Consider the following 20,167-nt stretch of genomic DNA (forward strand, 5'->3'; position numbering starts at 1 on the left):
GGCTTGAGAGGTTCGCCGCGCTTATCCCCTGTCATCGCTGGGGGATCAACCGGTCGTCGCCCGTCAGGCCGCGCCGGCGAGACGAGTTCGGGCGACGAGAGCGTTCGTCATGGCCTCCAGCGTCGCCTCCAGAGAGACCAGGGTCGAGGCGTGGCGGGCCGGATAGTCGGCGACCTGTTTCAGCAGGCGCAGATCCTCGAACCGGCCGGCCGGGCCGTCGCCGCCGGATTTCAACATGGCGATCATGGCGTCGCGTGCGTCCTGGATGTCCTGAACCGTTGCGCCCATGACGTGCTGGCCCAGCACCCCGGCGGCGGCCTGGCCCAGGGCGCAGGCCTTCACGTCCTGGGCGAAGCCGGCGATTCGGCCCTGATCGTCCAGCGTCACATCCACCGTCGCCCGCGACCCGCACAGTTTCGCTGTCCGCTCGCCGGTGCCGTCTGGCTGAGGCAGACGGCCCGCGTGCGGCAGGTTCGCCGCCAGCGTCAAGATGCGCGCGCTGTAGAGATCGTCGATCATGGGCGGGAAGATAGGGTGTTCGACGCCGACGCGAAACCTCTCCCTCCCCATGAGAGAAGGGCGAGGGGCTGGGCGGGTTCAGTCGCGGATCGGCAGGAACAGATCGGTGATCGCCTCATGCTCCGCCACGTCGGGGAAGAGGCTGACCCTCTGAGCGAACAACGGGAAGTCGCGCGGTTCGCGACCGCTGTCCGGCAGCCAACGACCATAGAGCCAGTTCGCCGCCGCGCTCAGATCGTCGCTGCGTCCGACCTGACGCAGGACCGCGCACCTTCCCGCCGGTATCACGCCTGCCGTCACGCCGTGATCGTTCGGCGAAATCGCCCGGTTCACAACGGCGCACAGATCGACACGATGAACCTGCGGCGACGCCTCGTCGGGATCGGGATGGAAGACATTGAAGGTCGCGCTGACCTTCGGCGACAGGCCGGCGGCTTTGCGCCAGGCGATGAAGCGACGGATGGTGTCGCCGATCGCTGCGGGATCGCCCGTATGGCTCATGATGGCCACGGGCGTTTCGGGGAAGTCGAGAATGCGGACGTCGGTATGGGTGAAGGTCTGCGACATGGTCTGGCTCCTGGCTTGAACGAGCGGCGTCTGGGCCGCGCGCCAAGGCTCCCAGCGGGGCGCTCTCCTGAAGTCGGTCGGGCTCTGGTCGAAATGACGCCGGAAGGCGCGACTGAACGCCTCCGGCCCCTCAAAACCGCTGTCGAGCGCGATCTCAAGCACGCTGTGCCCGTCCCGAAACGCCAGCCTGTAGGCGGCGCGCTTCAGTCGTGCATGTTGCACGTAGCGGCCCAGGCTGACCCCGAACAACGCAGAGAACTGCCGCTGGAAATGGTGCCGCGAGAAGGCCGCGACGTCGCTGACCGCCACCACGCTCAGATCCTCGTCCAGGTGCGCGTCGATAAAGACGAGCGCCCGGTGCATCCGCGCGTGATAATTGTCCACGATGTTCCGGCCCATCCGCACCTCCTTGGCGCATCCAGGGATAAGGATCGGTCGCTCGGCGCGCCTGACCGAGAATGCTGGATCGAGGCGGGGTCAGGGACGCAAGGCGAACGCCAGCGCCCCGTCGGGCCCGACATCAAGCGTCACGTCCGCATAGTCGGCCAGCTTCGGGTGATCCGTCTCCAGCGGATGGGTCCAGGCGGCGGTGACGACGACCACGTCGGCGCCGGCCGCTTCGCCGGCCTGGACGCCGGCCTTGGCGTCCTCGAACACCAGACAGTGGGCGATGTCGAAGCCCAGGGTCGCGGCGGCCTTCAGATAGCCGGCGGGGTCGGGCTTGCCGCGTTCGACGTCCTCGGCGGTGATCAGGACGGCGGGCGGCGTGACGCCGGCGGCCTTCAGCCGGGCGCGGGCCAGGGGGACCGAGGCGGACGTGACCACGGCCCAGCGGTCGGGCGGCAGGCGTGTGACGAAATCCACGGCGCCGGCGATGGGGGCGACGCCCTCGACATCCTCGATCTCGCCGCGCTCGACCCAGGCGACCTCCGCGTCCAGGTCGATGTCGCGCAGGTTCTGGCGGCGGATGGTGTCGACGGCCCGCACGCCGTGCATGACGGACAGCAGGGCCGCCGCATCCAGACCATGCCGCTCGGCCCAGCGGGTCCAGACCCGTTCGGCGGCGGCGGTAGAGGTGATAAGGGTGCCGTCCATGTCGAACAGGAAGGCTTGGTAGGCGCGGGACGTTGGAAGGGAAGCCATGGCCTCATCCACCACGCGCAGGCGCCCGCCGCAACGGTCGGATCAGCCGCCTTGCAGGGAATTCCAGGTCCGGGCCGTGTCGGTCGTCGCAGTCGGGGCGGGGGCCTGAGCCGACGCGGTGGTCGGCGTCGCGCCCGGCGCGGCGCGGGCGCGCAGCCAGCGCAGGTTCTGCTCGGCCTGTTCCGGCGGCAGTTCGCGACGCAGGATCTGCTCCGCCTCGCCCATCTTGCCCTGCAGGCCCAGCGCCAGGGCCAGGTTCTGGCGCACCTTGGCCGAGGCGGTCGGCTGGGCGGCGGCGCGGCGCAGCAGGGTCTCGGCGCCCGGCGCGTCGCCTTGCGTCAGGGCGGCGGTGGCGGCGTTGGTCAGGACGTCGGGATTGTTTGGCGACAGGACCAGCGCCTGGTTCCAGGCGGCGCGGGCGTCGTCGAAGCGTCGCACCTGCTCATAGGCCACGCCCAGCAGCGAATAGGCCCGCCAATCGCGCGGCGCCAGATCGCGCGCCTTCTCCAGCGGGGCGACGCCGTAAAAGGCCTGGCCGCGCGCGATATGGGCGCGGCCCAGCTCCAGCAGGGCGTCCAGGTCGGTCGGCCTCATGTTCAGCGTGGCCTGGGCCGCCTCGGCGGCCTGGTCGTAGCGGCCCAGTTCGCGCAGGGCCTGGGCCAGTTTGACGCCCGCGACGGCATCGGTGGGATCGGCCTGCTGCTCCGAAGCCCAGAAGACCGACCGCGACAGGGCGTCCATCCGGTCATAGGTGGCCCGCACCTCGGCCGACGACGGACCGCGCTGCTGTTGGGCCGCGACCGGCGTGGGATCGGCGGCGACCGCAGGCGCGGCGGCGAGGGTCGTCGTCAGACCCGTCAGGGCGACGGTTGCGAACAGGGCGGGCATGGGCGACATGGGAAAGGTCCGAACGGTCCTTGGGTCTTTAGCGCGCTCAGGGTCGCCGCTCTGCGTCAACCAATGGTTAACCGCGTTTCGAGGCCGCCCATGTCCGCCCTGCATCCCCTACTGGTCGCCGCCGCCGACGGCGCGGGCGCCGTGCCGATCCGTATCGTGTCGGCCGGTCAGGCGCTGGACGGCGCCGCGGGCCGCTGGGCGACGCTGAACGGGTTCGAGGGCAAGGCGGGACAGCTGCTGGTCGTCGCAGGCGGCGACGGCGCGCCGGCCGAGGTGCTGCTGGGCGCGGGCCAGACCTTCGATCCGATGACGGCGCGGGGCCTGTCGGCGCGGCTGCCCAGCGGCCTGTATCGGCTGGAGATCGAGGCGGCGGACGCGGCCCATCAGGCGGCCCTGGCCTTCCTGCTCGGGACCTATGTGTTCGACCGCTACAAGGTGCGGCCGGATCGGGCGCCGGTCAGGCTGGTCGCGCCCGAGGGGCTGGACGTGGCCGAGGCGTCGCGCATCGTCGCCGCCTGCGCCCTGGCGCGCGAGATGGTCGACACCCCCGCCGCCGACATGGGGCCGCTGCAGATCGAGACCATCGCGCGAGAAATCGCCGAGAGCGCCGGGGCGAGCATTGCGGTGACGGAGGGCGACGCCCTGCTGGACGAAAACTATCCGGCCATCCACGCCGTCGGCCGCGCCGCCGCTCCGCACCGTGCGCCGCGCCTGATCGAGATCGGCTGGAAGCTGGATCAAACCCAGCTGCCGCTGGTCGCCCTAGTCGGCAAGGGGGTGGTGTTCGACACCGGCGGGCTGGACCTGAAAGCGGCCGCCGGAATGCGCAACATGAAGAAAGACATGGGCGGCTCGGCCCACGCCCTGGCGCTGGGGCGGCTGGTGATGCAGGCGGACCTGCCCGCGCGGCTGGTGGTGATCGTGGCGGCGGTGGAGAATGCGGTGTCCGGCGACGCCTTCCGCCCCGGCGACATCCTGAACAGCCGAAAGGGTCTGACCATAGAGGTCGGCAATACGGACGCCGAGGGCCGGCTGATCCTGGCTGACGCCCTGACGCGGGCGGGCGAGTACGGACCGGATCTGACGCTGGACTTCGCCACCCTGACCGGGGCGGCGCGCATCGCCCTGGGGCCGGAGCTTCCGCCGCTCTATACCGACGACGAGACGCTGGCCGGTCAGTTGCTGGCGGCGTCGGCCGCGGTGGGCGATCCGCTGTGGCGGATGCCCCTGTGGGCCGGCTATCGTACGGCGCTGGACGCGGAGATCGCGGACCTCAGGAACGACCCCGCCGGCTGGGCCCAGGCCGGATCGGTCACGGCGGCCCTGTTCCTGCAGAAGTTCGCGCCGACGACCGGCGCCTGGGCGCACATGGACATCTTCGCCTGGAATCCGCGCGCCCGCCCCGGCTGGCCCGAAGGCGGCGAGGCCCAAGCCCTGCGCGCCTGCTACGCCATGCTGAAGCAGCGCTATCCGGGGTAGGGCCGAATACCTTCTCATCGTCATTCCGGGGCGAGCGTAGCGAAGAACCCGGAAGCCAGGGGTAGGCGACAACTCTCGGCATCGGACGGCGAGAGCGCCTTCCTGGGCTCCGGGTTCGTCCTGCGGACGCCCCGGAATGACGACAGGGCTGCGGCCATCTGCAAAACCGAAGAACGCAGTTCTGTTGATTTCCTTCGAAAAAGCGACGGGCGTTAACGGCCCCTAAGCCATCGGGGGATAAGGCTGTGGGCTCAATCACGCGAGTTCACGTTGACCGACGTCCTCGATCTTGTTCCGCCCGGCGACCGCCTCGCCCGCCCCGACCTCGCCGAACAGGCGTTGGAGGGTCTGGTGCGCGCCGGGGCGTATCGCGCGACCGAGGCGATGCATTGCCGCGTGGCGGTGGCGGACGTGCTGTCGGACGCGGAGGCTCGGATCGATCAGCTGCTGCATGGCGAGATTTTCGACGTTCTGGAACGGTCGAACGGCCGGGCCTGGGGCCGGGCGCGACGCGACGGCGTGGTCGGCTGGGTGGTGGCCGACAGTCTGTCGGCCGGCGCGCCCCTGGCGACGCACCGGGTGGCGGCCGTGGACGCGGCCCTGCCGCTGAACGCCCTGGTGGTCGAGGGGCGCGAGGGGCTGGATGCGGGCGATCTCAGCCCCGTCGGCGTCTTCGAGACCGATCTGGGCGCGGTGGCCGAGCGCCTGCTGGGCCGGCCGCACGCCCTGGGCGCGCGATCCTCGATCTCGACCGACTGTTCGGGCCTGGTGCAGCAGGCGCTGCTGGCCTGCGGTCTGGCCGGCCCGCGCCGGTCGGACGCCCAGGCGAAGCTCGGACGGGCGGTCGCCGCCGGCGAGGCCCGGCGCAACGACATCGTCGTCTGGCGCGCGCCTGAAGGCGATCACGACTGGACCGGCCATTCGGCCCTGATGCTGGACGGCGAGCGGATCATCCACGCCACGGGCGGCAAGGGGGTGGTCGTCGAACCCCTGGCCGAGGTCGAGGCGCGCCTGATCGCGGAAGGGTTCGAACCCGCGCTGTTCCGCCGGCTTTAGTCCCGCATCGTCCGCATGGCGCCCAGCCGGGCGAAGGCCAGGGTCAGGGCCTTGCGTCGCGCCGGCGCCAGAGGCGTGACGCCCGCCTCGCGCACCACCGCCCCCCCGAAGCCGTCGGCGACGATCAGACCCGGTTCGTCCGGCAGGATGGTCTGCGGAAACTCCGGCGCCACGGCGAAGTAGAAGGCGTCGCAGAAGGGGCCGTACTCCTGCCATTTGCGGTCGACGCGATAGTCGTCGACGCCGGACTTGACCTCGCAGATCACGATGTCGCCCTTGCGCCCGATCCCCATGACGTCGGCCCGCCGGCCGTTGGGCAGGCAGACCTCCAGCAGCGGCGCATAGCCCATGTCCATCAGCAGCCGCGCGGCGCCCCGCGTCACCGACAGGGTCGTCTCCGGGCGGCTGAAGACCAGTTCGAGATGGACGGCGGCGGACATGCCGACAGCTTATGTTCCGGCTACGTTCCCATCGCAAGCGTCGCCTTTACAGGCCGGTGTGGACCAGCCGCCCGGTCGGAAAGCCCAGGGCGCGGACGCGGCCCAGGATGCGGTCGCGCTCGGCCTGGGAGGCGTTCTGATTGCGGTGCCAGATCCACCAGTTCGACTTGTCCGGCAGGCCCATGATGGCCCAGCTGTAGTCCGGCGCGTGGTCGTAGACCCAGTAGTTCTGGCCCGCCAGGCCGCCGAAACTGAGCAGGCCGGTCAGGCTGAACCGGAACTTGGCGTTGGTCGTGGTGTCGGTGACGCGGGCATTGGCGCGCAGCACCTCCACCTTGCCGTCGTTGCGGCGGGTGCAGGTCACGGCGATGGCGTAGCGGTCGGCGGCGCCCTGCGGCGTGAAGTCGATCTGAGCGCGGCTGCAGTCCTTTTGGACATTGTTGTGATTGCGCTCGATCTCGAACCAGCGGCCGTCGAACCGATCCAAGTCCACGCTGGACGCCTGGGCGAAGGCCGTCGCGGGCAGGAAGGCGAGGGCGGCGGAGGCGGCGATCAGGCTGGCGCGAAACATGGGCGTATCCTCGTTCTGTACGAGGGGAATACGGATCGCAGCCCGGATCGGTTGTCAGCGCGCCAAAGCCTGTCGGTTGATCGCCCATTCCGCGCGCGTCTGGCCCCACAGGTCCACGACCTCGTCCTGCAGCGGCTCGGGCAGGACGCCGGGGCCGCGATTGCGCGATCCCAGCCGCGCGGCGACCGCCGCCGAGGCCGCGTTGTCGGGCGCGACGCAATGGATCACGTCCTCCCAGCCCAGCATGTCGAAGGCGTAGTCCAGGGTCGCGGCGGCGGCCTCGACCGCATAGCCCTTGCCCATGGCGTCGCGGTGCAGGCTCCAGCCTACCTCGCGGCCGGGCCAGCCATAGGGGTGCAGCGGGCCGATCCGCCCGATCCACTGGCCGCTGGACTTCTCCAGGATGGAGAACATCCCCTCGCCGGTCAGGGCCCACATGCCGGCGACGGTGCAGATCAGACGCCAGACCTGGGGCGCCGATTGAGCGCCGCCGATGAAGCGGGTGGTTTCGGCATCGGCCATGAAGTCGGCCCAGCGCGGAAAATCCTCGACCGCCGGCGGACGCAGGACCAGCCGCTCGGTCTCCAGCGTCGGGCCCAGGATCACCCGCGGCGGAACGGCGTAGGCGTCGCTCACAACGGATACTCCCGTTCCAGCTCGTAATGGCTGCCGGCCTCGGTCAGGACGCTGGAATACAGGCCGAAACGGTCGATGCGCATCGGCGGCGAATGCAGCAGATTGTGCCCGGCCATCCAGGCGCCGATGCGGTCGGGATTGGTCTGGGGCTTCAGATAGGCCAGGGTGACATGGGGGCGATAGTCGCGCGCCTCCATGGCCACGCCCGCGCGCTGGCCCGCCGCCTTGCAGCGCCCGGCCAGGACCGACAGCCGGTCGTTGGGCGTCTCCACCCCGGCCCACAGGGTGTGGCTGCGGTGGTCGTCGCCGAAGGCGTCCACGCCCTTCAGCGCGATCTCGAACGGGGCGCCGGCCACGCGCGCCAGTTCCGAGGCCAGATCGTCGGCGCGCCGTTCATCCATCTCTCCATAGAAGGCCAGGGTGACGTGCAGCGCCTCCAGCGGCCGCCAGCGCGCGCCCGGCAGGCCCGACTGGCGGCGCTTCAGCGTGTCGGCGACATCGGGCGGCAGGGTCAGGGCGGCGAACAGACGAACCATGCGACGGAAGGTAGCGGCGGGAACAGGCGGCTCCAAGCCCGGTTTTCCTTGCAGTGAAGGCCTCGGCTCACGATATTCGAGGCCAGTGACCGGAGAAGTCTCTTCGGCCAATCGGAGAAGGTTCGTCGCCATGAGCGATTTCAACAACGGCTACGCCCGTCCTCTGCCGCAGACGGCCGACATGTCGGTGGACGCCGGCCTGCGCAGCTTCATGCTGGGCGTCTACAACAAGCTGGCGCTGGGCCTGGTCGTCGCCGCGGCCCTGGCCTACACGACCGGCAACGTGCCCGCCGTCCAGCAACTGCTCTACACCGTCGGCCCCGACGGGCGGATGGGCATGACGATTCTGGGCATGGCGATCCAGTTCGCCCCGCTGGTGCTGATCTTCGGCTCAATGTTCTTCATGAAGAACCCGACGGCCGGTGCGACCAATGTGCTGTACTGGCTGGTCGTCGCCACCATGGGCGCCTCGCTGGGTTGGGTCTTCCTGATCTACACTGGCGCCAGCGTGGCCTCGACCTTCCTGGTCACGGCGGCGGCCTTCGGCGGTCTCAGCCTGTACGGCTACACCACCAAGCGCGACCTCTCGCCGATGGGCACCTTCCTGATCATGGGCGTGATCGGCCTGATCATCGCCTCGCTGGTCAACATGTTCTGGCCGAACGGCGTCCTGTACTGGATCATCAGCGCCGCCGGCGTGCTGCTGTTCTCGGGCCTGATCGCCTTCGACACCCAGCGCCTGAAGATGAGCTACTATGCGATCGAAGGCGACCGGAACGCCCTGGGCGTCGCCACCAGCTACGGCGCGCTGAGCCTGTTCATCAACTTCGTGAACCTGTTCCTCTTCCTGCTGCGCTTCATGGGCGGCAACCGGAACTAGGCGTCGTCGAAAGACCGATACAGAAAGGGCCCCTCGCGGGGCCCTTTCTTTTTGGTCAAGGGTTATGCAGCGTTAGGGTTGTGTGTCACTCTCCAAAAAGGTTCTGGAAGGAGTTTCCGTAATGGTCCGTCGCGCATTCGGATTGCTGCTCGCCATGTCGGCCTTGTGCGCCGCGCCGGCTCTGGCGCAGGACCGTCCCGCCCAGGTGGAAGCCTTCTCGATCGCCGAAACGGGGCGACTGGGGACGGCCATATGGCGTCAGGACGTGGCGGCCGCCCGCGCGACCGACGCCCTTCTTGCGGCCTCGGGCGGCCAGTCGCCGCAGGGCGTTATCGGTTGGATCGTGACGCCGGAGGGTAGTGGTCAGCGCGTCAGGTTCCTGTCGGGCGAACCTGCGGCGCCGCACGCCTTCAAGGACGTTGTGGTCGATTCCCAGCTCAAGGCCGGTGCTGTCATCGACGTCGCCGAACCTGAGCTGTCAGCGGATGACGTCGCGCAATTCGCGGCGCGCAATACCGCCGCCCAGGCCATCGGTCCGCTCCGCTGCTCGGCGCGCTACAATGCGGTGATGCTGAAGGATCCCGAAGGGTCGGGATGGCTGGTGTGGCTGTTGGCGTCGACCACGCAGCCGAACCTCGTTCCGATGGGCGGCCACTATCGATTTCACATCAGCGCGGACGGCCAAACGGTCGAGAAGCGCGAGCAACTGTCGGGCGGCTGCCTCGACATGGATCGTAGTCAGGCGCAGCGGGGCGGGCAGACGGTGGGCCTTGTGACGAATGTCGTCGTCGCGCCCCAGCCGCTGGAGGTTCACGTCTTCCTGTCGCTGCTTAACCGGCTGCCGATCTACACGATGGCGGGTGACAAGCTGTGGGAGGTGCAGGGTGCGCGGATCCGTGACGTGACGCCGCCCGCCCGACGTTGACCTAATCCACCACCTGAAATTTACGCCCGTCGAACACCCGCAGCACCTGGGCCAGGTCGCGGCCGCGGCGCAGAATCTGGCCGCCTTCGCCGATGACGGCCCACTGGCCCTGGCGGGTCTGGAGGGCGGGGCGCTTTTCGATGCGATAGGCGGGGGCGTCGCCGGTGCGGCGGAAAACGGCGAACTCGGCGAAGTCCTTGTGGCCGACCATGGCGTAGTCGCGCCATTCGCCCTGCGCGACCATCCGGCCATAGACGCGCAGGATGGGGTCCAGTTCGCGACGGTCGAAGAAGACGGGTCCGGCGGCGGGCGTCGCGTCGTGAGGGTTCATGCTCATGTCCTCAACTTAGGCCGCGCCGCGGGCGACGCCAGAGCCCGAGAGGCCACGGGCCGCCCCGCGTCGGGGAAAATCGGTCCAGACACGAAATGGCCCCGTTTCGGTCCTTCGCCCGCCCGTATGGCCGACGAAATATCGATCATCGGCTCGTCGGAGTTCGGAAGCGTCCCGGATCCTGAACAGCCCCCCCAGCCCCCTGGATGTTTCCAGTTTACGGGCTCCGGCGGCCGATGCTTCCTCCAAGCGAGCGCCCGCCCTGCCTTCCCCCTCCCCCTCCCTGGCAAGGCGGGCGTTTCGCTGTCTGGAGCCCGCCGAAACGCCGGCCCCTAGGGGTTCAGCGTCACGGTCTGGGCCTCTCCCCCTCGCGACACCGTCAAGGCCGTGGCGCCGCTTGCGGACTGCAGAGCCGTGGAGACGGCGCGGGCGTCGGCGACGGGGGCGCCGTCCACGGCGGTGATGAGGTCGCCGGCCGTCAGATCGGCCTGAGCCGCCGCAGAGCCGGCCTGGACGCTGACCACCTGGGCGCCGCCATCCTGATTCCGCAGGGCCGCCCCATAGGCCAGGACCGACTGGGCGCCGATCGTCACCGGCTGGTCGGAGGGGGTCTCGACCCTGAGCGAGGTCGTGGCGTCGCGGCCGTCGCGCAGATAGGAGACGCTGAGGTCGGAGCCGGGGGCGGCGATGCCCACCGTGGCGTTGACCGAGCCGGCGTTGGCGACCGGCCGGCCCTGCAGGCGGGTGATGACGTCGTTGTGGCGCAGGCCCGCGCGCTCGGCCGGAGAACCGGGGGCCACATCGGCGACGACCGCGCCGCGCACGATGCCCAGATGCAGGTCGCGCGCCCGTTCGGCGTTCAGGGAGCCGAAGATGGCGCCGGTCTGGCCGCGCTTGACCTCGCCGTTCTTCTTCAACTGGTCGGCGACATACAGCATGATCCGCGTCGGCACGGCGAAGGCGATGCCGTCGTTGCCGCCGCCCAGGCCGCCCGACAGGATCGAGGTGTTGATGCCGATCAGCCGGCCCCGGCTGTCCAGCAGCGGCCCGCCAGAGTTGCCCGAGTTCACGGCCGCGTCGGTCTGGATATAGTCCTCGACCGCATCGCCTAGCCCTGAGCGGTTCAGTCCCGAGATGACGCCCATCGTCAGGGTCTGGTCCAGACCCAGCGGATAGCCGACCGCGAAGGCCAGGTCGCCCGTGCGCAGGGTGTCGGAATCCACCGTCTGGACCTGTTTCAGGTTCAGCGGCCGGCCGTCGGGGGTGATGCGCAGCACGGCGATGTCGGTGGCCTTGTCCGCCCCCACCAGCACCGCGTCGAACAGGCGGCCGTCGGTCAGGTCCACGGTGAACTTTCGCCCGCCCTCGACCACATGGTTGTTGGTGATGACCAGCCCCTCGGCCGCGTCGACGATGACGCCCGAACCGGAGGCGTAGGGTTTGGGATCGGTCGAATCCGAACTGGGGCCGCGCGACTGGCCCAGCGTCGTGACCTGCACCACCGCCGGCAGCGAGCCCTCCAGCCCCGAGGAGAAGCTGAACACCCCGCGGCGCGCGTCATAGGGCAGGCCGGCGGCGGTCGCGCCCGCCTGGGCGACGGACCGGGCCAGGACGGGCGTGGCGGCGGCCGCCAGGGCCAGGGCGAGGGCGACGGAGGAGACGGCCTTGGAGCGGATCGGCATGAGCATTCCCTTGATCGAACCCCGACCCTAGACGGAGTTTTCGCCCCTGACGATGGGTTCGTTGAGGATGGGCGGGACTTGCTTTTGCAGCCTTCCGGCATGACCATGCGGCCGACGCCGAACCAGGAGCCAACCATGAGCCAGACGACGATGGACCGCCGCCGCCCCGCCGCGACCCCGTTCGCCCGGCTGTTCCGCGAGCACCCGCGCGAGGTGGGCGAAACCTATTTTCAGCATATGGCCGCCTCGGCCCGCTTCGGTTTCAAGCTTATGGGTCTGGCCGGCGCCGCCTTCATCCACGCCGTGGTTCCGGGAGTGCACAAGGCCACCGTCTCGACCGCCATTCGCGGCATGGCGCGCGACATGGGCGGCCGGGCCGAAGAGGCGAAGGAGACCCGGATGCGCGACGCGGGCGTCTGGGACGTGGGCCTCTAGAGCGCGCGAATCCGCCCCGGCCATGCAATCGCCGGGATCCGTGCTATATAGGCCGGCTCAACCTCACGCAGGATCGCCGCCTTGAGCATCACGCTCGACCTTTCGCGCGTCTCGAACGCCCCCGCCGTCAAGGCGCCCGTCAACCTCAGCGGCCTGACGCGCGCGGGCCTGCGCCAGGCCCTGATCGACGCCGGCGTCTGCCCGCCCGAAAAGGCCAAGATGCGGGCCAGCCAGGTCTGGAGCTGGATCCACCACTATGGCGTGACCGACTTCGCGGCCATGTCGAACGTCGCCAAGGACATGCAGGCCAAACTGGCCGAGCATTTCACCCTGGCCCGCCCCGAGGTGGTTGAGCGCCAGGTGTCCAAGGACGGCACGCGCAAATGGCTGATCCGCACCGCGCCGGGCATCGAGATCGAGACGGTCTATATCCCCGATGTGGGCCGCGCCGGCGCCCTGTGCGTATCCAGCCAGGTCGGCTGCACCCTGAACTGCACCTTCTGCCACACAGGCACACAGAAGCTGGTGCGCAACCTGACCGCCGCCGAGATCGTGGCCCAGGTTCAGGTGGCGCGCGACGACCTGGGCGAATGGCCGTCGCCCAAGGAAGACCGCCGCCTGTCGAACATCGTCTTCATGGGCATGGGCGAGCCGCTCTACAATCTGGACAACGTCTCGGACGCCATCGACATCATTTCGGACAACGAGGGCATCGCCCTGTCGCGCCGCCGGATCACGGTCTCGACCTCGGGCGTCGTGCCGCAGCTGCAGGCGCTGGGCGACCGCACGGCGGCCATGCTGGCCATAAGCCTGCACGCCACCAACGATCCGCTGCGCGACGTGCTGGTGCCGTTGAACAAGAAGTATCCGCTGGACCAGCTGATGGCGGCCATCCGGGCCTATCCCGGGCTGTCGAACGCGCGGCGGGTGACGTTCGAATACGTCATGCTGAAGGGCGTCAACGACAGCCCCGAGGAGGCGCGCGCCCTGTTGAAGCTGATCGAGGGCATTCCGGCCAAGATCAACCTGATCCCGTTCAACCCCTGGCCGGGCGTCGATTACGAATGCTCGGACTGGAAGACCATCGAACGGTTCGCCGCCATCCTGAACAAGGCCGGCTACGCCAGCCCGATCCGCACGCCGCGCGGCCGCGACATCCTGGCCGCCTGCGGACAGCTGAAGTCCGAAAGCGAGAAGGTGCGGGCCTCGGCGCTCAGGAAGGCGGAGCAGGCGGCGGGAGCCGAAGCGGCCTGACCAACCGTTTCCTCCCCGCTTGCGGGGAGGGCGGCGGCGCGTAGCGTCGGGGCTCCAGACGTCTCACAGACGTTGGTGATGCGGCGCCAGCCTCTCCGTCACGACGCCGAGGGGCGTCGCGCCACCTCCCCATGAAATGGGGAGGAGACACAACCTTTGGATACATATTGTCACCCAGTGTGTCCCGGGCGCGCTTGCGGATTGGGGCCGCAATCGGGCAAGGCGTCTGGCTATGGATCCGTCCCTGTCGAACGTCCTGTCTAGCGCCGAGGTGCAGGCCTTCGCCTCGGGCTTTCCGGTCATGGTGGCGCACCTGATCGTGACCCTGCTGCTGCTCGTGGCGGGGGCGACGGTCTATGCGATGCTGACGCCGTGGAAAGAGGTGGCGCTGATCCGTCAGGGCAATACGGCGGCGGCCATCGCGTTCGCGGGCATATTGGTGGGCCTGGCCGTGCCGCTGGCCGTGTCGCTGGCAGTGTCGAGCTCGGTGCGCGACATCGCCATCTGGGGCGTGGCGACGGTGGTGCTGCAGCTTCTGGCCTTCCGGGTCGTGGACCTGTTGCTGACCGGCCTGCCCGAACGGATCCGGCACGGCGAGATTTCGGCGGCGGTGGTGCTGCTGGGCGCCAAGCTGGCGACGGCGGTGATCCTGTCCGCCGCCCTGACCGGCTGATCGGCCGGCCGACGATCATGCAGTTTCCACGCCTGCCGGACTGGGCCATCTACGGGGCGGTGGCGGCCGTCTTCCTGGCCGTGTCGCTGGGCCGGCGCGAGAACGCCGACGCCCCGCCCGCGCCCGCGGCGACGGACGTCGAGGAGGGGCCGCTGCTGGGGCCGATCACGCCGTTCGACACGGCCGTGACCATCGATGCGGGCGAGGCCCCGTTCCAGCCGTCGTCCGGCACCGCCTTCTCCATCGCCGGACGCGGGCGCTGGATCACCGCGCGCCATGTGGTCGAGGGCTGTCGCAAGCCGGCGCTGGTGGTCGGGCCGGGGCGGGCGGTGGCGGCCGACGTGCGCCTGGCGCCGCGCGCGGACGTGGCGCTGCTGATCACAGACGGCGGTCCGGCGGCCCTGCCCCTGGCGGTGCGCGATCCGCTGAGGAAGGGCCAGAGGGCCTTCCACCCCGGTTTCCCCCAAGGGCGGCCGGGCGAGGTGACGTCGCGGCTGCTGGGCCGCGAGACGCTGAAGGTGTTCGGGCGCGGCGCGCGCGAGGAGCCGGTGCTGGCCTGGGCCGAGGTCGGGCGCACCGACGGGCTGGAGGGGACGCTGTCGGGCCTGTCGGGGGCGCCGGCGCTGGATTCCCAAGGGCGCGTCGTGGGCGTGACCATCGCCGAGGCCCCGCGCCGGGGCCGCATCTACACCACCGCGCCCGAAACCTTCGGCCGCGCCATCCGGGGCGAACAGACCCTGGCGGAGGCCGCGCGCGGACCGGCGGTGACGACCGAGGACTATGGCCAGGTGTCGAACGCTTTGCGGCGCGACCTGCGCGTGGCCCAGGTGGTGTGCCTGGCGGTCTGACCGTCGAACTGCCCATGCTGGGAAACAGACCGAGTTGCGCCGTCCAACTCGGCGCCGTTTCGACGTGAGACTTGGACTCGGAAAAAAACAGTCCAACGAGTCCAACGAGTCCAAGTCGGCGCGTCGCGATGTCAAAGACCACGGGCGATCATAACCCCGTTTGGGGCGGTGTATGGTCGAATGACGCTGCCGGCCGCCAAGCCTTTGAAAAGGCGAGGCGTCGGGGGGCGGATTGCGATGGCTGGCGATGAGACGGCGCTAATCCCTCCTTGAGACGGGGAGGGGTCGAGCGAAGCGCGGTCGGGCGGGGAGGGCAGGTGGGCGCCTCGCCGCCCTGTATTGCAACCGGCAAGGTGCGGCCTTGCGGGACCGCCCCCACCCGGTCGCTGTGCGACCACCCTCCCCCGCAGGGGAGGGAGATCTATCTGCGTCTGATGCGCCTTACTTCAGCGCGCCCGTGTTCAGGTTCAGGGCGCCGGCCTCGATGACTTCCAGGTTCGGGTGTTTGGCCCGCAAGGCGTCCAGGAATTTGGAGCCGTCGCCGACGATGACCAGGCTGGCGCGATTGGCCGGCAGGTGTTCGGCGAAGGCGGCCTGGACCTGATCCGGCGTGACGGCGCGGACGCGGCCGGCGTAGTCGGCCAGATCGCTCATCGGCAGGTCGTAGAGCGCCAGATTGGCGACCAGCGTGCCCAGGCCGTCCACCGTCTCCAGCGAGCGGCCGAAGCCGCCGATCAGGGTGGCGCGGCGCGGGGCCAGGTCGGCCGGGGTCGGGGTCTCGGTTCCCAGCTTGGCGATTTCGGCCAGGATCAGGTCGGCGACCTCGTCGGCGGTCTCGTTCTTGGTCTGGGTCGAGGCGGTGAAGACGCCCGCATCGGCCCGCGCGCCCAAGGACGAGGAGGCGCCGTAGGACAGGCCGCGCTTGATGCGGATTTCCTGGTTCAGCCGCGACGAGAAACCGCCGCCCAACAGGCTGTTGCCCAGGGTCAGGGGGAAGAAGTCCGCATCGGTGCGGGCGACGCCGCGAACGGCGGCGACCACGGCGGCCTGGCCGGCGCCGGGCTGATCCACCACGACGATGCGCGGGGCTAAAGCCTGGCCGGCCGGATCGGCGACGGCGGCCGGGGCGGCGCCGTCGGGGCGCCAGTCGCCGAACGCCTGCTGCGCCAGGGCGCGGGCGGCGTCGGGCGTGATGTCGCCCGAGAAGACCAGGGTCGCCTCCGACGGGCGATAGCGGGCCGCGTGGAAGGCGGCGACGTCGGCGGGCGTGATGGCCGGCACCGTCTGGGGCGTGCCCGATCCCGGGGCGCCATAGGGGGCGTCGCCATAGATGACGCGGCCCACGGTCATGCCGGCGATGGCGGCCGGCTGGCTGAGGGCGACGCGCAGGCCGTCCAGCGTCTGGGCCTGCTGGCGCTCCAGCTCCTCGCCGGCGAAGGCGGGGTTCTTCACCAGATCGGCCATCAGGGCGACGGTCGCGGGGAAGGCGTTGGACGGCGCATTGGCGTAGACGTTGGAGAAGTCCACGCCGGCCGCCGCGCCGACCGCCGCGCCCAGCTGTTCGATCTGGGTGGCGATCTGGGGCGCGGTCCTGGTCTTGGTGCCCTGGGTCAGCAGGGAGGCGGTCAGGGCGGCGACCCCGGCCTTGCCCGCCGGATCGTCTGACGACCCGGCCTTGAAGCCGAGGCGGGCCGAGACCAGCGGCAGGCCGTCGGTCGGGGCGACCAGGACGCGCAGGCCGTTGGACAGGCGGAAGTCGGCCACGGCAGGGGTCGTGGGCGCAACCTCGGGCCCCGGCTGGGGCAGGCGGGCGCGCTCGGCCTCGGGCAGCAGGACGGCGGGCTCGCCGGCGGGGGCCAGGTCCGCGACCTTGACCGGCGCATCCACGTTCATCTTCTGGACCGAGGCCGGGTTCTTGTCGTCGGCGGCCAGGAAGGTGATCGTCGACTGGCGTTGCGACGTCAGATATTTGCGGGCGACGCGCTGGATGTCGGCGGCGGTGACGGCCTGGATCTGGGCCACCTCCTGGTCGGCGGCCTCGGCCGATCCGGTTTTGATCAGCGAGAAGCCCAGGGCGGTGGCGCGGTCGTCCACCGTCTCGCGGCTGCGCAGGGTGTTGGCGACGATCTCGTTCTTGGCCTCGGCCAGCTCCTCGGCGGTGACGGGGGCGTCGCGCAGCTTGGCGATCTCTTCGTTCAGGGCGGCGACGCCCTCCTCGGCCGTGTGACCCTGGGCCATGATGGCCAGGGCCGACAGATTGCCGGCCTGCTGGGCGAAGTCGGGGGTGGAGCCGATCTGGGCCGCGATCTGCTTGTCATAGACCAGCGAGCGATAGAGGCGGCTGGATTCGCCGGTCGACAGCACCCCGTCCAGGACGGTCAGGGCCGCGCGGTCGGCGTCGGCGTATTTGACCGTGGGCCACGCGACGACGGCGGCCGGCAGCGGCACGTTCGGCGCATAATAGGTGACGTTGCGCGGACCCGTCGGCTCGGGCTCGACGACATTGTTGGCCGGGATCGGCGTGGTCGGATTCTTCAGCGGGCCGAAATACTGATCGACCCAGCGGTCCAGCTGGGCCTGGTCGAAGTTGCCCGCCACGATCAGATAGGCGGCGTCGGGGCGATAGTAGGTGGCGTGGAAGCGGCGCACGTCGTCCAGAGACGAGGCCTCCAGCTCCTCGATCGAGCCGATGCCGGGGCGGCGATAGGGGCTGTCCTGATAGATGGTTTCCGGCACGAACAGGCCGAACAGCCGGCCATAGGGATTGGCCAGGATGCGCTGGCGGTATTCCTCCTTGACCACGTCGCGCTCGGCGACGAAGGTCGGTTCGTCCACGACCAGCGAGCCCATGCGCTCGGCCTCGGCGAACAGCATCCGTTCCAGATGGTTGGCGGGCACGGTCTCGAAATAGGCGGTGGTGTCGTCGGCGGTGAAGGCGTTGTTGGAGCCGCCCACGTCCTCGGTCAGCCGGTCGAAGGTCTCGGTCGGAAGGTTCCTGGTGGACTTGAACATCAGGTGTTCGAACAGGTGGGCGAAGCCCGAACGGCCGGCCGGATCGTCCTTGGAGCCGACCTTGTACCAGACCTGGACCGTGACGTTGGACGTGTCGGCGTCGCGCGCCGTATAGACCTCCAGCCCATTGGCCAGCACGCGCTTGGTGAAGCCCAGCGGGGGCACGGTCACGCCCTGCGGCGCCTGCATAATTGCGGCGGCGGGCGCGGTCTCGGCGAAGGCGGGGGCGGCGAGGCCGAGAAGAAGGGCCGAGGCGGCGGCCCCGGCTTTGAGCGTGGCGGTCAGGCGGAATTTCATAGGGGGCTCCGAAGCCCGGAACGCCGGGCGCGGCGACCCTATCAGCGATTGGCCGTCTTGCACCTTACCGAGATGTAATGAAGTCGCGCGGCGATGCGCGGCTGCATGGACAACCGCGAGGCGCCGCTCTAAGCACCGGGGCGCTGCGTCATGCAGCGGCCTGCCCCTGCCGAGGTCAAGTGGCGAGACCCGCCGAAGCGACTGCTGTCTCCGACGAAAAAACCGCCGCCTGGGTCTTCACCCTCAAGAATATGGTTACCCCGCCGGCCGTCCTGTACGGCAGCTGGATCGCGGCCGGGCTGATCCTGGCGGCGCTGGGGCGGCCGGGGCTGGCGCTGGCCTTCACGGGCGCGGGCGTCGTCTTCGACCTGTGGGCGCAGGGGCGGATCGCGCGGCTGAGGACATTGACGTCCCCGCCGGGCGGCGATTGGCCGCCGCTGCTGATGGGGATCGTGGCGGGCCGGTTCGGCCTGGGCGTCGCCGGACCGCTGACCGCCTGGCTGCAGAACCCGCGCGACGACGTGATGCTGGTGGTGCTGCTCACCCAGGTCTGGTCGATCGGGGTGGCGTTCGTGCAGTTCAATGCGGCGCCGCGCCTGCTGGCCCTGGCCGCGGCGCCGATCTTCGCGGCGGTGGCGGCGGTTCTGTATCCGTCCCTGGTCGGACCGCACGGGGCGGCGGTGGGGGCGGCGCTGGCCCTGCTGGTCGCCATCCTGTTCATCATCGCCCGCGCCACCCACGCCATGTGGTGCGAGCTGTTCGTCGCCGACAAGCGCAACAAGGCCCTGCTGGACGAGGTCAAGGCCGCGCATGAGACCGCCGTCCGCCAGCGCGACGCCGCCCAGGCCGCCCGACGCGAGGCCGACCAGGCGAACGCGGCCAAGTCGCAGTTCCTGGCCAATATGAGCCACGAGATCCGCACGCCGTTGAACGGGGTGATCGGCATGGCCCAGCTCATGGCCGCCGATGGGCTGGAGGACCGACAGCGGGCGCGGCTGGAGCTGCTGGATCGCTCGGCCCACACGCTTCTGGACCTCATCAACCAGATCCTGGACCTGTCGCGGATCGAGGAGGGGCGGCTGGAGATCGTGGCCCGACCCACTGACGCCGACGCCCTGATCCATCAGGTGACAGAGACGCTGCGGCCGCTGGCCGACGGCAAGGGGCTGGCGATGCGGGTGTCGGCGCCGGACCTGGGCTGGATCGTCGTCGATCCGGTGCGGCTGCGCCAGATCCTGTTCAACCTGTTGTCCAACGCCATCAAGTTCACGACCGAGGGCGAGGTGGCCTTGAACGTCGTGGCGGGAGACGCGGAGGTCGCCTTTCGCGTGTCCGACACCGGCCGGGGCGTGCCCGCCGACCAGATCGACCGGCTGTTCCGACGCTTCACCCAGATCGAGGCGGCGGACGGGGATCGGCGCGACGGGGCGGGCTTGGGCCTGTCCATCGTGGCCAAGCTGGTCGCGCTGATGGGCGGACGGATCACGGTGGAGAGCCGGCCGGGCCAGGGCGCGACCTTCGTCGTCGTCCTGCCGCTGACCAAGGCCGCGCCGGTCGCGCAGGAAACGACGGCCGCCGCGCCCCGCGCCGACGGGGGCCTGCGGGTTCTGGTGGCCGAGGATCATCCGGTGAATCAGCAGGTGATCCGGGGCCTGCTGGGCCAGGTCGGGCTGGACGTGACCATCGTCGACGACGGTCAGGCGGCGGTGGAGGCCGAACGCGACGCCGACTGGGACCTGATCCTGATGGACGTGCAGATGCCGCGCATGGACGGTCCGACCGCGACCCAGGCCATCCGACGCCGCGAGGCCGAACAGGGGCTGGCCCGCACCCCCATCATCGCCCTGACCGCCAATGCGATGGTCGAGCAGGTCGAGGCCTATCGCGCCGCCGGCATGGATGCGGTGGTCAGCAAGCCCATCGACCTGCGCCAGCTGCTGACCGCCATGTCCGAGGTGACGGGCGGGGCGGGCGGCTAGTCGAACC

The 20,167-nt window shown here is 70.0% G+C and carries 20 protein-coding genes; 9 read left to right on the top strand and 11 right to left on the bottom strand.

What is annotated here, in order from left to right; all coding sequences use genetic code 11:
- Positions 1–63 precede the first annotated feature (63 nt).
- From B3Z70_RS06360 to B3Z70_RS06375, 4 genes are all read right to left on the bottom strand, one after another.
- Positions 64–519, bottom strand: coding sequence for an iron-sulfur cluster assembly scaffold protein (locus tag B3Z70_RS06360; protein WP_292045034.1), 456 nt, complete (start codon positions 517–519; stop codon positions 64–66).
- A 78-nt stretch (positions 520–597) separates the two neighbouring features.
- Entirely contained in the window at positions 598–1,485 is an 888-nt protein-coding gene (locus B3Z70_RS06365) for an AraC family transcriptional regulator (RefSeq protein ID WP_292045036.1), read from the bottom strand.
- Positions 1,486–1,563: 78 nt separating this feature from the next.
- On the bottom strand, positions 1,564–2,229 hold the full coding sequence (locus B3Z70_RS06370) for an HAD-IA family hydrolase (protein WP_292045038.1): 666 nt from the start codon (positions 2,227–2,229) through the stop codon (positions 1,564–1,566).
- 42 nt (positions 2,230–2,271) lie between these two features.
- Positions 2,272–3,126 (bottom strand): tetratricopeptide repeat protein, encoded by an 855-nt coding sequence (locus B3Z70_RS06375; RefSeq protein WP_292045040.1) that lies wholly within the window; start codon positions 3,124–3,126, stop codon positions 2,272–2,274.
- A 90-nt stretch (positions 3,127–3,216) separates the two neighbouring features.
- Here B3Z70_RS06375 and B3Z70_RS06380 point away from each other — a divergent pair, with 90 nt between their 5' ends.
- Together B3Z70_RS06380 and B3Z70_RS06385 are read left to right on the top strand one after the other, a co-directional pair.
- Positions 3,217–4,605: a leucyl aminopeptidase family protein gene (locus tag B3Z70_RS06380; RefSeq protein ID WP_292045041.1), complete on the top strand. Its 1,389-nt coding sequence runs from the start codon at positions 3,217–3,219 to the stop codon at positions 4,603–4,605.
- A 270-nt stretch (positions 4,606–4,875) separates the two neighbouring features.
- Positions 4,876–5,661 (top strand): NlpC/P60 family protein, encoded by a 786-nt coding sequence (locus B3Z70_RS06385; RefSeq protein ID WP_292045043.1) that lies wholly within the window; start codon positions 4,876–4,878, stop codon positions 5,659–5,661.
- Here B3Z70_RS06385 and mmcB read toward each other — a convergent pair.
- From mmcB to thpR, 4 genes are read right to left on the bottom strand one after another with little or no spacing between them, the layout of a single operon-like run.
- Positions 5,658–6,101, bottom strand: coding sequence for a DNA repair putative endonuclease MmcB (gene mmcB / locus B3Z70_RS06390; RefSeq protein ID WP_292045045.1), 444 nt, complete (start codon positions 6,099–6,101; stop codon positions 5,658–5,660). The genes B3Z70_RS06385 and mmcB overlap by 4 nt on opposite strands.
- 46 nt (positions 6,102–6,147) lie before the next feature.
- On the bottom strand, positions 6,148–6,672 hold the full coding sequence (locus B3Z70_RS06395; protein ID WP_292045047.1) for a lipocalin family protein: 525 nt from the start codon (positions 6,670–6,672) through the stop codon (positions 6,148–6,150).
- 54 nt (positions 6,673–6,726) lie between these two features.
- Complete coding sequence (locus B3Z70_RS06400) at positions 6,727–7,308, bottom strand: GNAT family N-acetyltransferase (protein ID WP_292045049.1); 582 nt, start codon at positions 7,306–7,308, stop codon at positions 6,727–6,729.
- On the bottom strand, positions 7,305–7,844 hold the full coding sequence (gene thpR, locus B3Z70_RS06405; RefSeq protein ID WP_292045284.1) for an RNA 2',3'-cyclic phosphodiesterase: 540 nt from the start codon (positions 7,842–7,844) through the stop codon (positions 7,305–7,307). The genes B3Z70_RS06400 and thpR overlap by 4 nt, the downstream gene beginning before the upstream one ends.
- A 130-nt stretch (positions 7,845–7,974) precedes the next feature.
- On the opposite strand from thpR, the gene B3Z70_RS06410 reads away from it, so the two are divergent.
- Positions 7,975–8,724, top strand: a complete 750-nt coding sequence (locus B3Z70_RS06410) for a Bax inhibitor-1/YccA family protein (RefSeq protein ID WP_292045050.1) — start codon at positions 7,975–7,977, stop codon at positions 8,722–8,724.
- Positions 8,725–8,845: 121 nt separating this feature from the next.
- Positions 8,846–9,649 carry a hypothetical protein gene (locus tag B3Z70_RS06415; protein ID WP_292045053.1) on the top strand — a complete coding sequence of 268 codons (804 nt, stop codon included), beginning with the start codon at positions 8,846–8,848 and terminating at the stop codon, positions 9,647–9,649.
- A 1-nt stretch (position 9,650) separates the two neighbouring features.
- Here B3Z70_RS06415 and B3Z70_RS06420 read toward each other — a convergent pair whose 3' ends face one another.
- Together B3Z70_RS06420 and B3Z70_RS06425 are read right to left on the bottom strand one after the other, a co-directional pair.
- Positions 9,651–9,986 carry a DUF2794 domain-containing protein gene (locus B3Z70_RS06420; protein ID WP_292024187.1) on the bottom strand — a complete coding sequence of 112 codons (336 nt, stop codon included), beginning with the start codon at positions 9,984–9,986 and terminating at the stop codon, positions 9,651–9,653.
- A gap of 326 nt (positions 9,987–10,312) precedes the next feature.
- A complete protein-coding gene (locus B3Z70_RS06425) occupies positions 10,313–11,662 on the bottom strand; it encodes a trypsin-like peptidase domain-containing protein (protein WP_292045054.1) in 1,350 nt (449 codons plus the stop codon).
- Between the two features lie 135 nt (positions 11,663–11,797).
- Between B3Z70_RS06425 and B3Z70_RS06430 the strand changes: the two genes are divergently transcribed.
- From B3Z70_RS06430 to B3Z70_RS06445, 4 genes are all read left to right on the top strand, one after another.
- Positions 11,798–12,097: a DUF6356 family protein gene (locus B3Z70_RS06430; RefSeq protein ID WP_292045056.1), complete on the top strand. Its 300-nt coding sequence runs from the start codon at positions 11,798–11,800 to the stop codon at positions 12,095–12,097.
- An 81-nt stretch (positions 12,098–12,178) separates the two neighbouring features.
- Positions 12,179–13,351: a 23S rRNA (adenine(2503)-C(2))-methyltransferase RlmN gene (rlmN, locus tag B3Z70_RS06435; RefSeq protein WP_292045058.1), complete on the top strand. Its 1,173-nt coding sequence runs from the start codon at positions 12,179–12,181 to the stop codon at positions 13,349–13,351.
- 232 nt (positions 13,352–13,583) lie between these two features.
- The gene (locus tag B3Z70_RS06440) at positions 13,584–14,024 is read left to right on the top strand and encodes a DUF350 domain-containing protein (RefSeq protein ID WP_292045060.1); all 441 of its coding nucleotides are present in this window, start codon (positions 13,584–13,586) and stop codon (positions 14,022–14,024) included.
- A 17-nt stretch (positions 14,025–14,041) separates the two neighbouring features.
- Entirely contained in the window at positions 14,042–14,872 is an 831-nt protein-coding gene (locus tag B3Z70_RS06445; protein ID WP_292045061.1) for a S1 family peptidase, read from the top strand.
- A 441-nt stretch (positions 14,873–15,313) separates the two neighbouring features.
- On the opposite strand, the gene B3Z70_RS06450 is transcribed toward B3Z70_RS06445, so the two are convergent.
- Complete coding sequence (locus B3Z70_RS06450; RefSeq protein ID WP_292045064.1) at positions 15,314–18,181, bottom strand: M16 family metallopeptidase; 2,868 nt, start codon at positions 18,179–18,181, stop codon at positions 15,314–15,316.
- 179 nt (positions 18,182–18,360) lie between these two features.
- On the opposite strand from B3Z70_RS06450, the gene B3Z70_RS06455 reads away from it, so the two are divergent.
- The gene (locus B3Z70_RS06455; RefSeq protein WP_292045066.1) at positions 18,361–20,160 is read left to right on the top strand and encodes an ATP-binding protein; all 1,800 of its coding nucleotides are present in this window, start codon (positions 18,361–18,363) and stop codon (positions 20,158–20,160) included.
- Positions 20,161–20,167: the final 7 nt, after the last annotated feature.

This window comes from Brevundimonas sp. UBA6550 (assembly GCF_002434505.1).
Lineage (GTDB): Bacteria > Pseudomonadota > Alphaproteobacteria > Caulobacterales > Caulobacteraceae > Brevundimonas.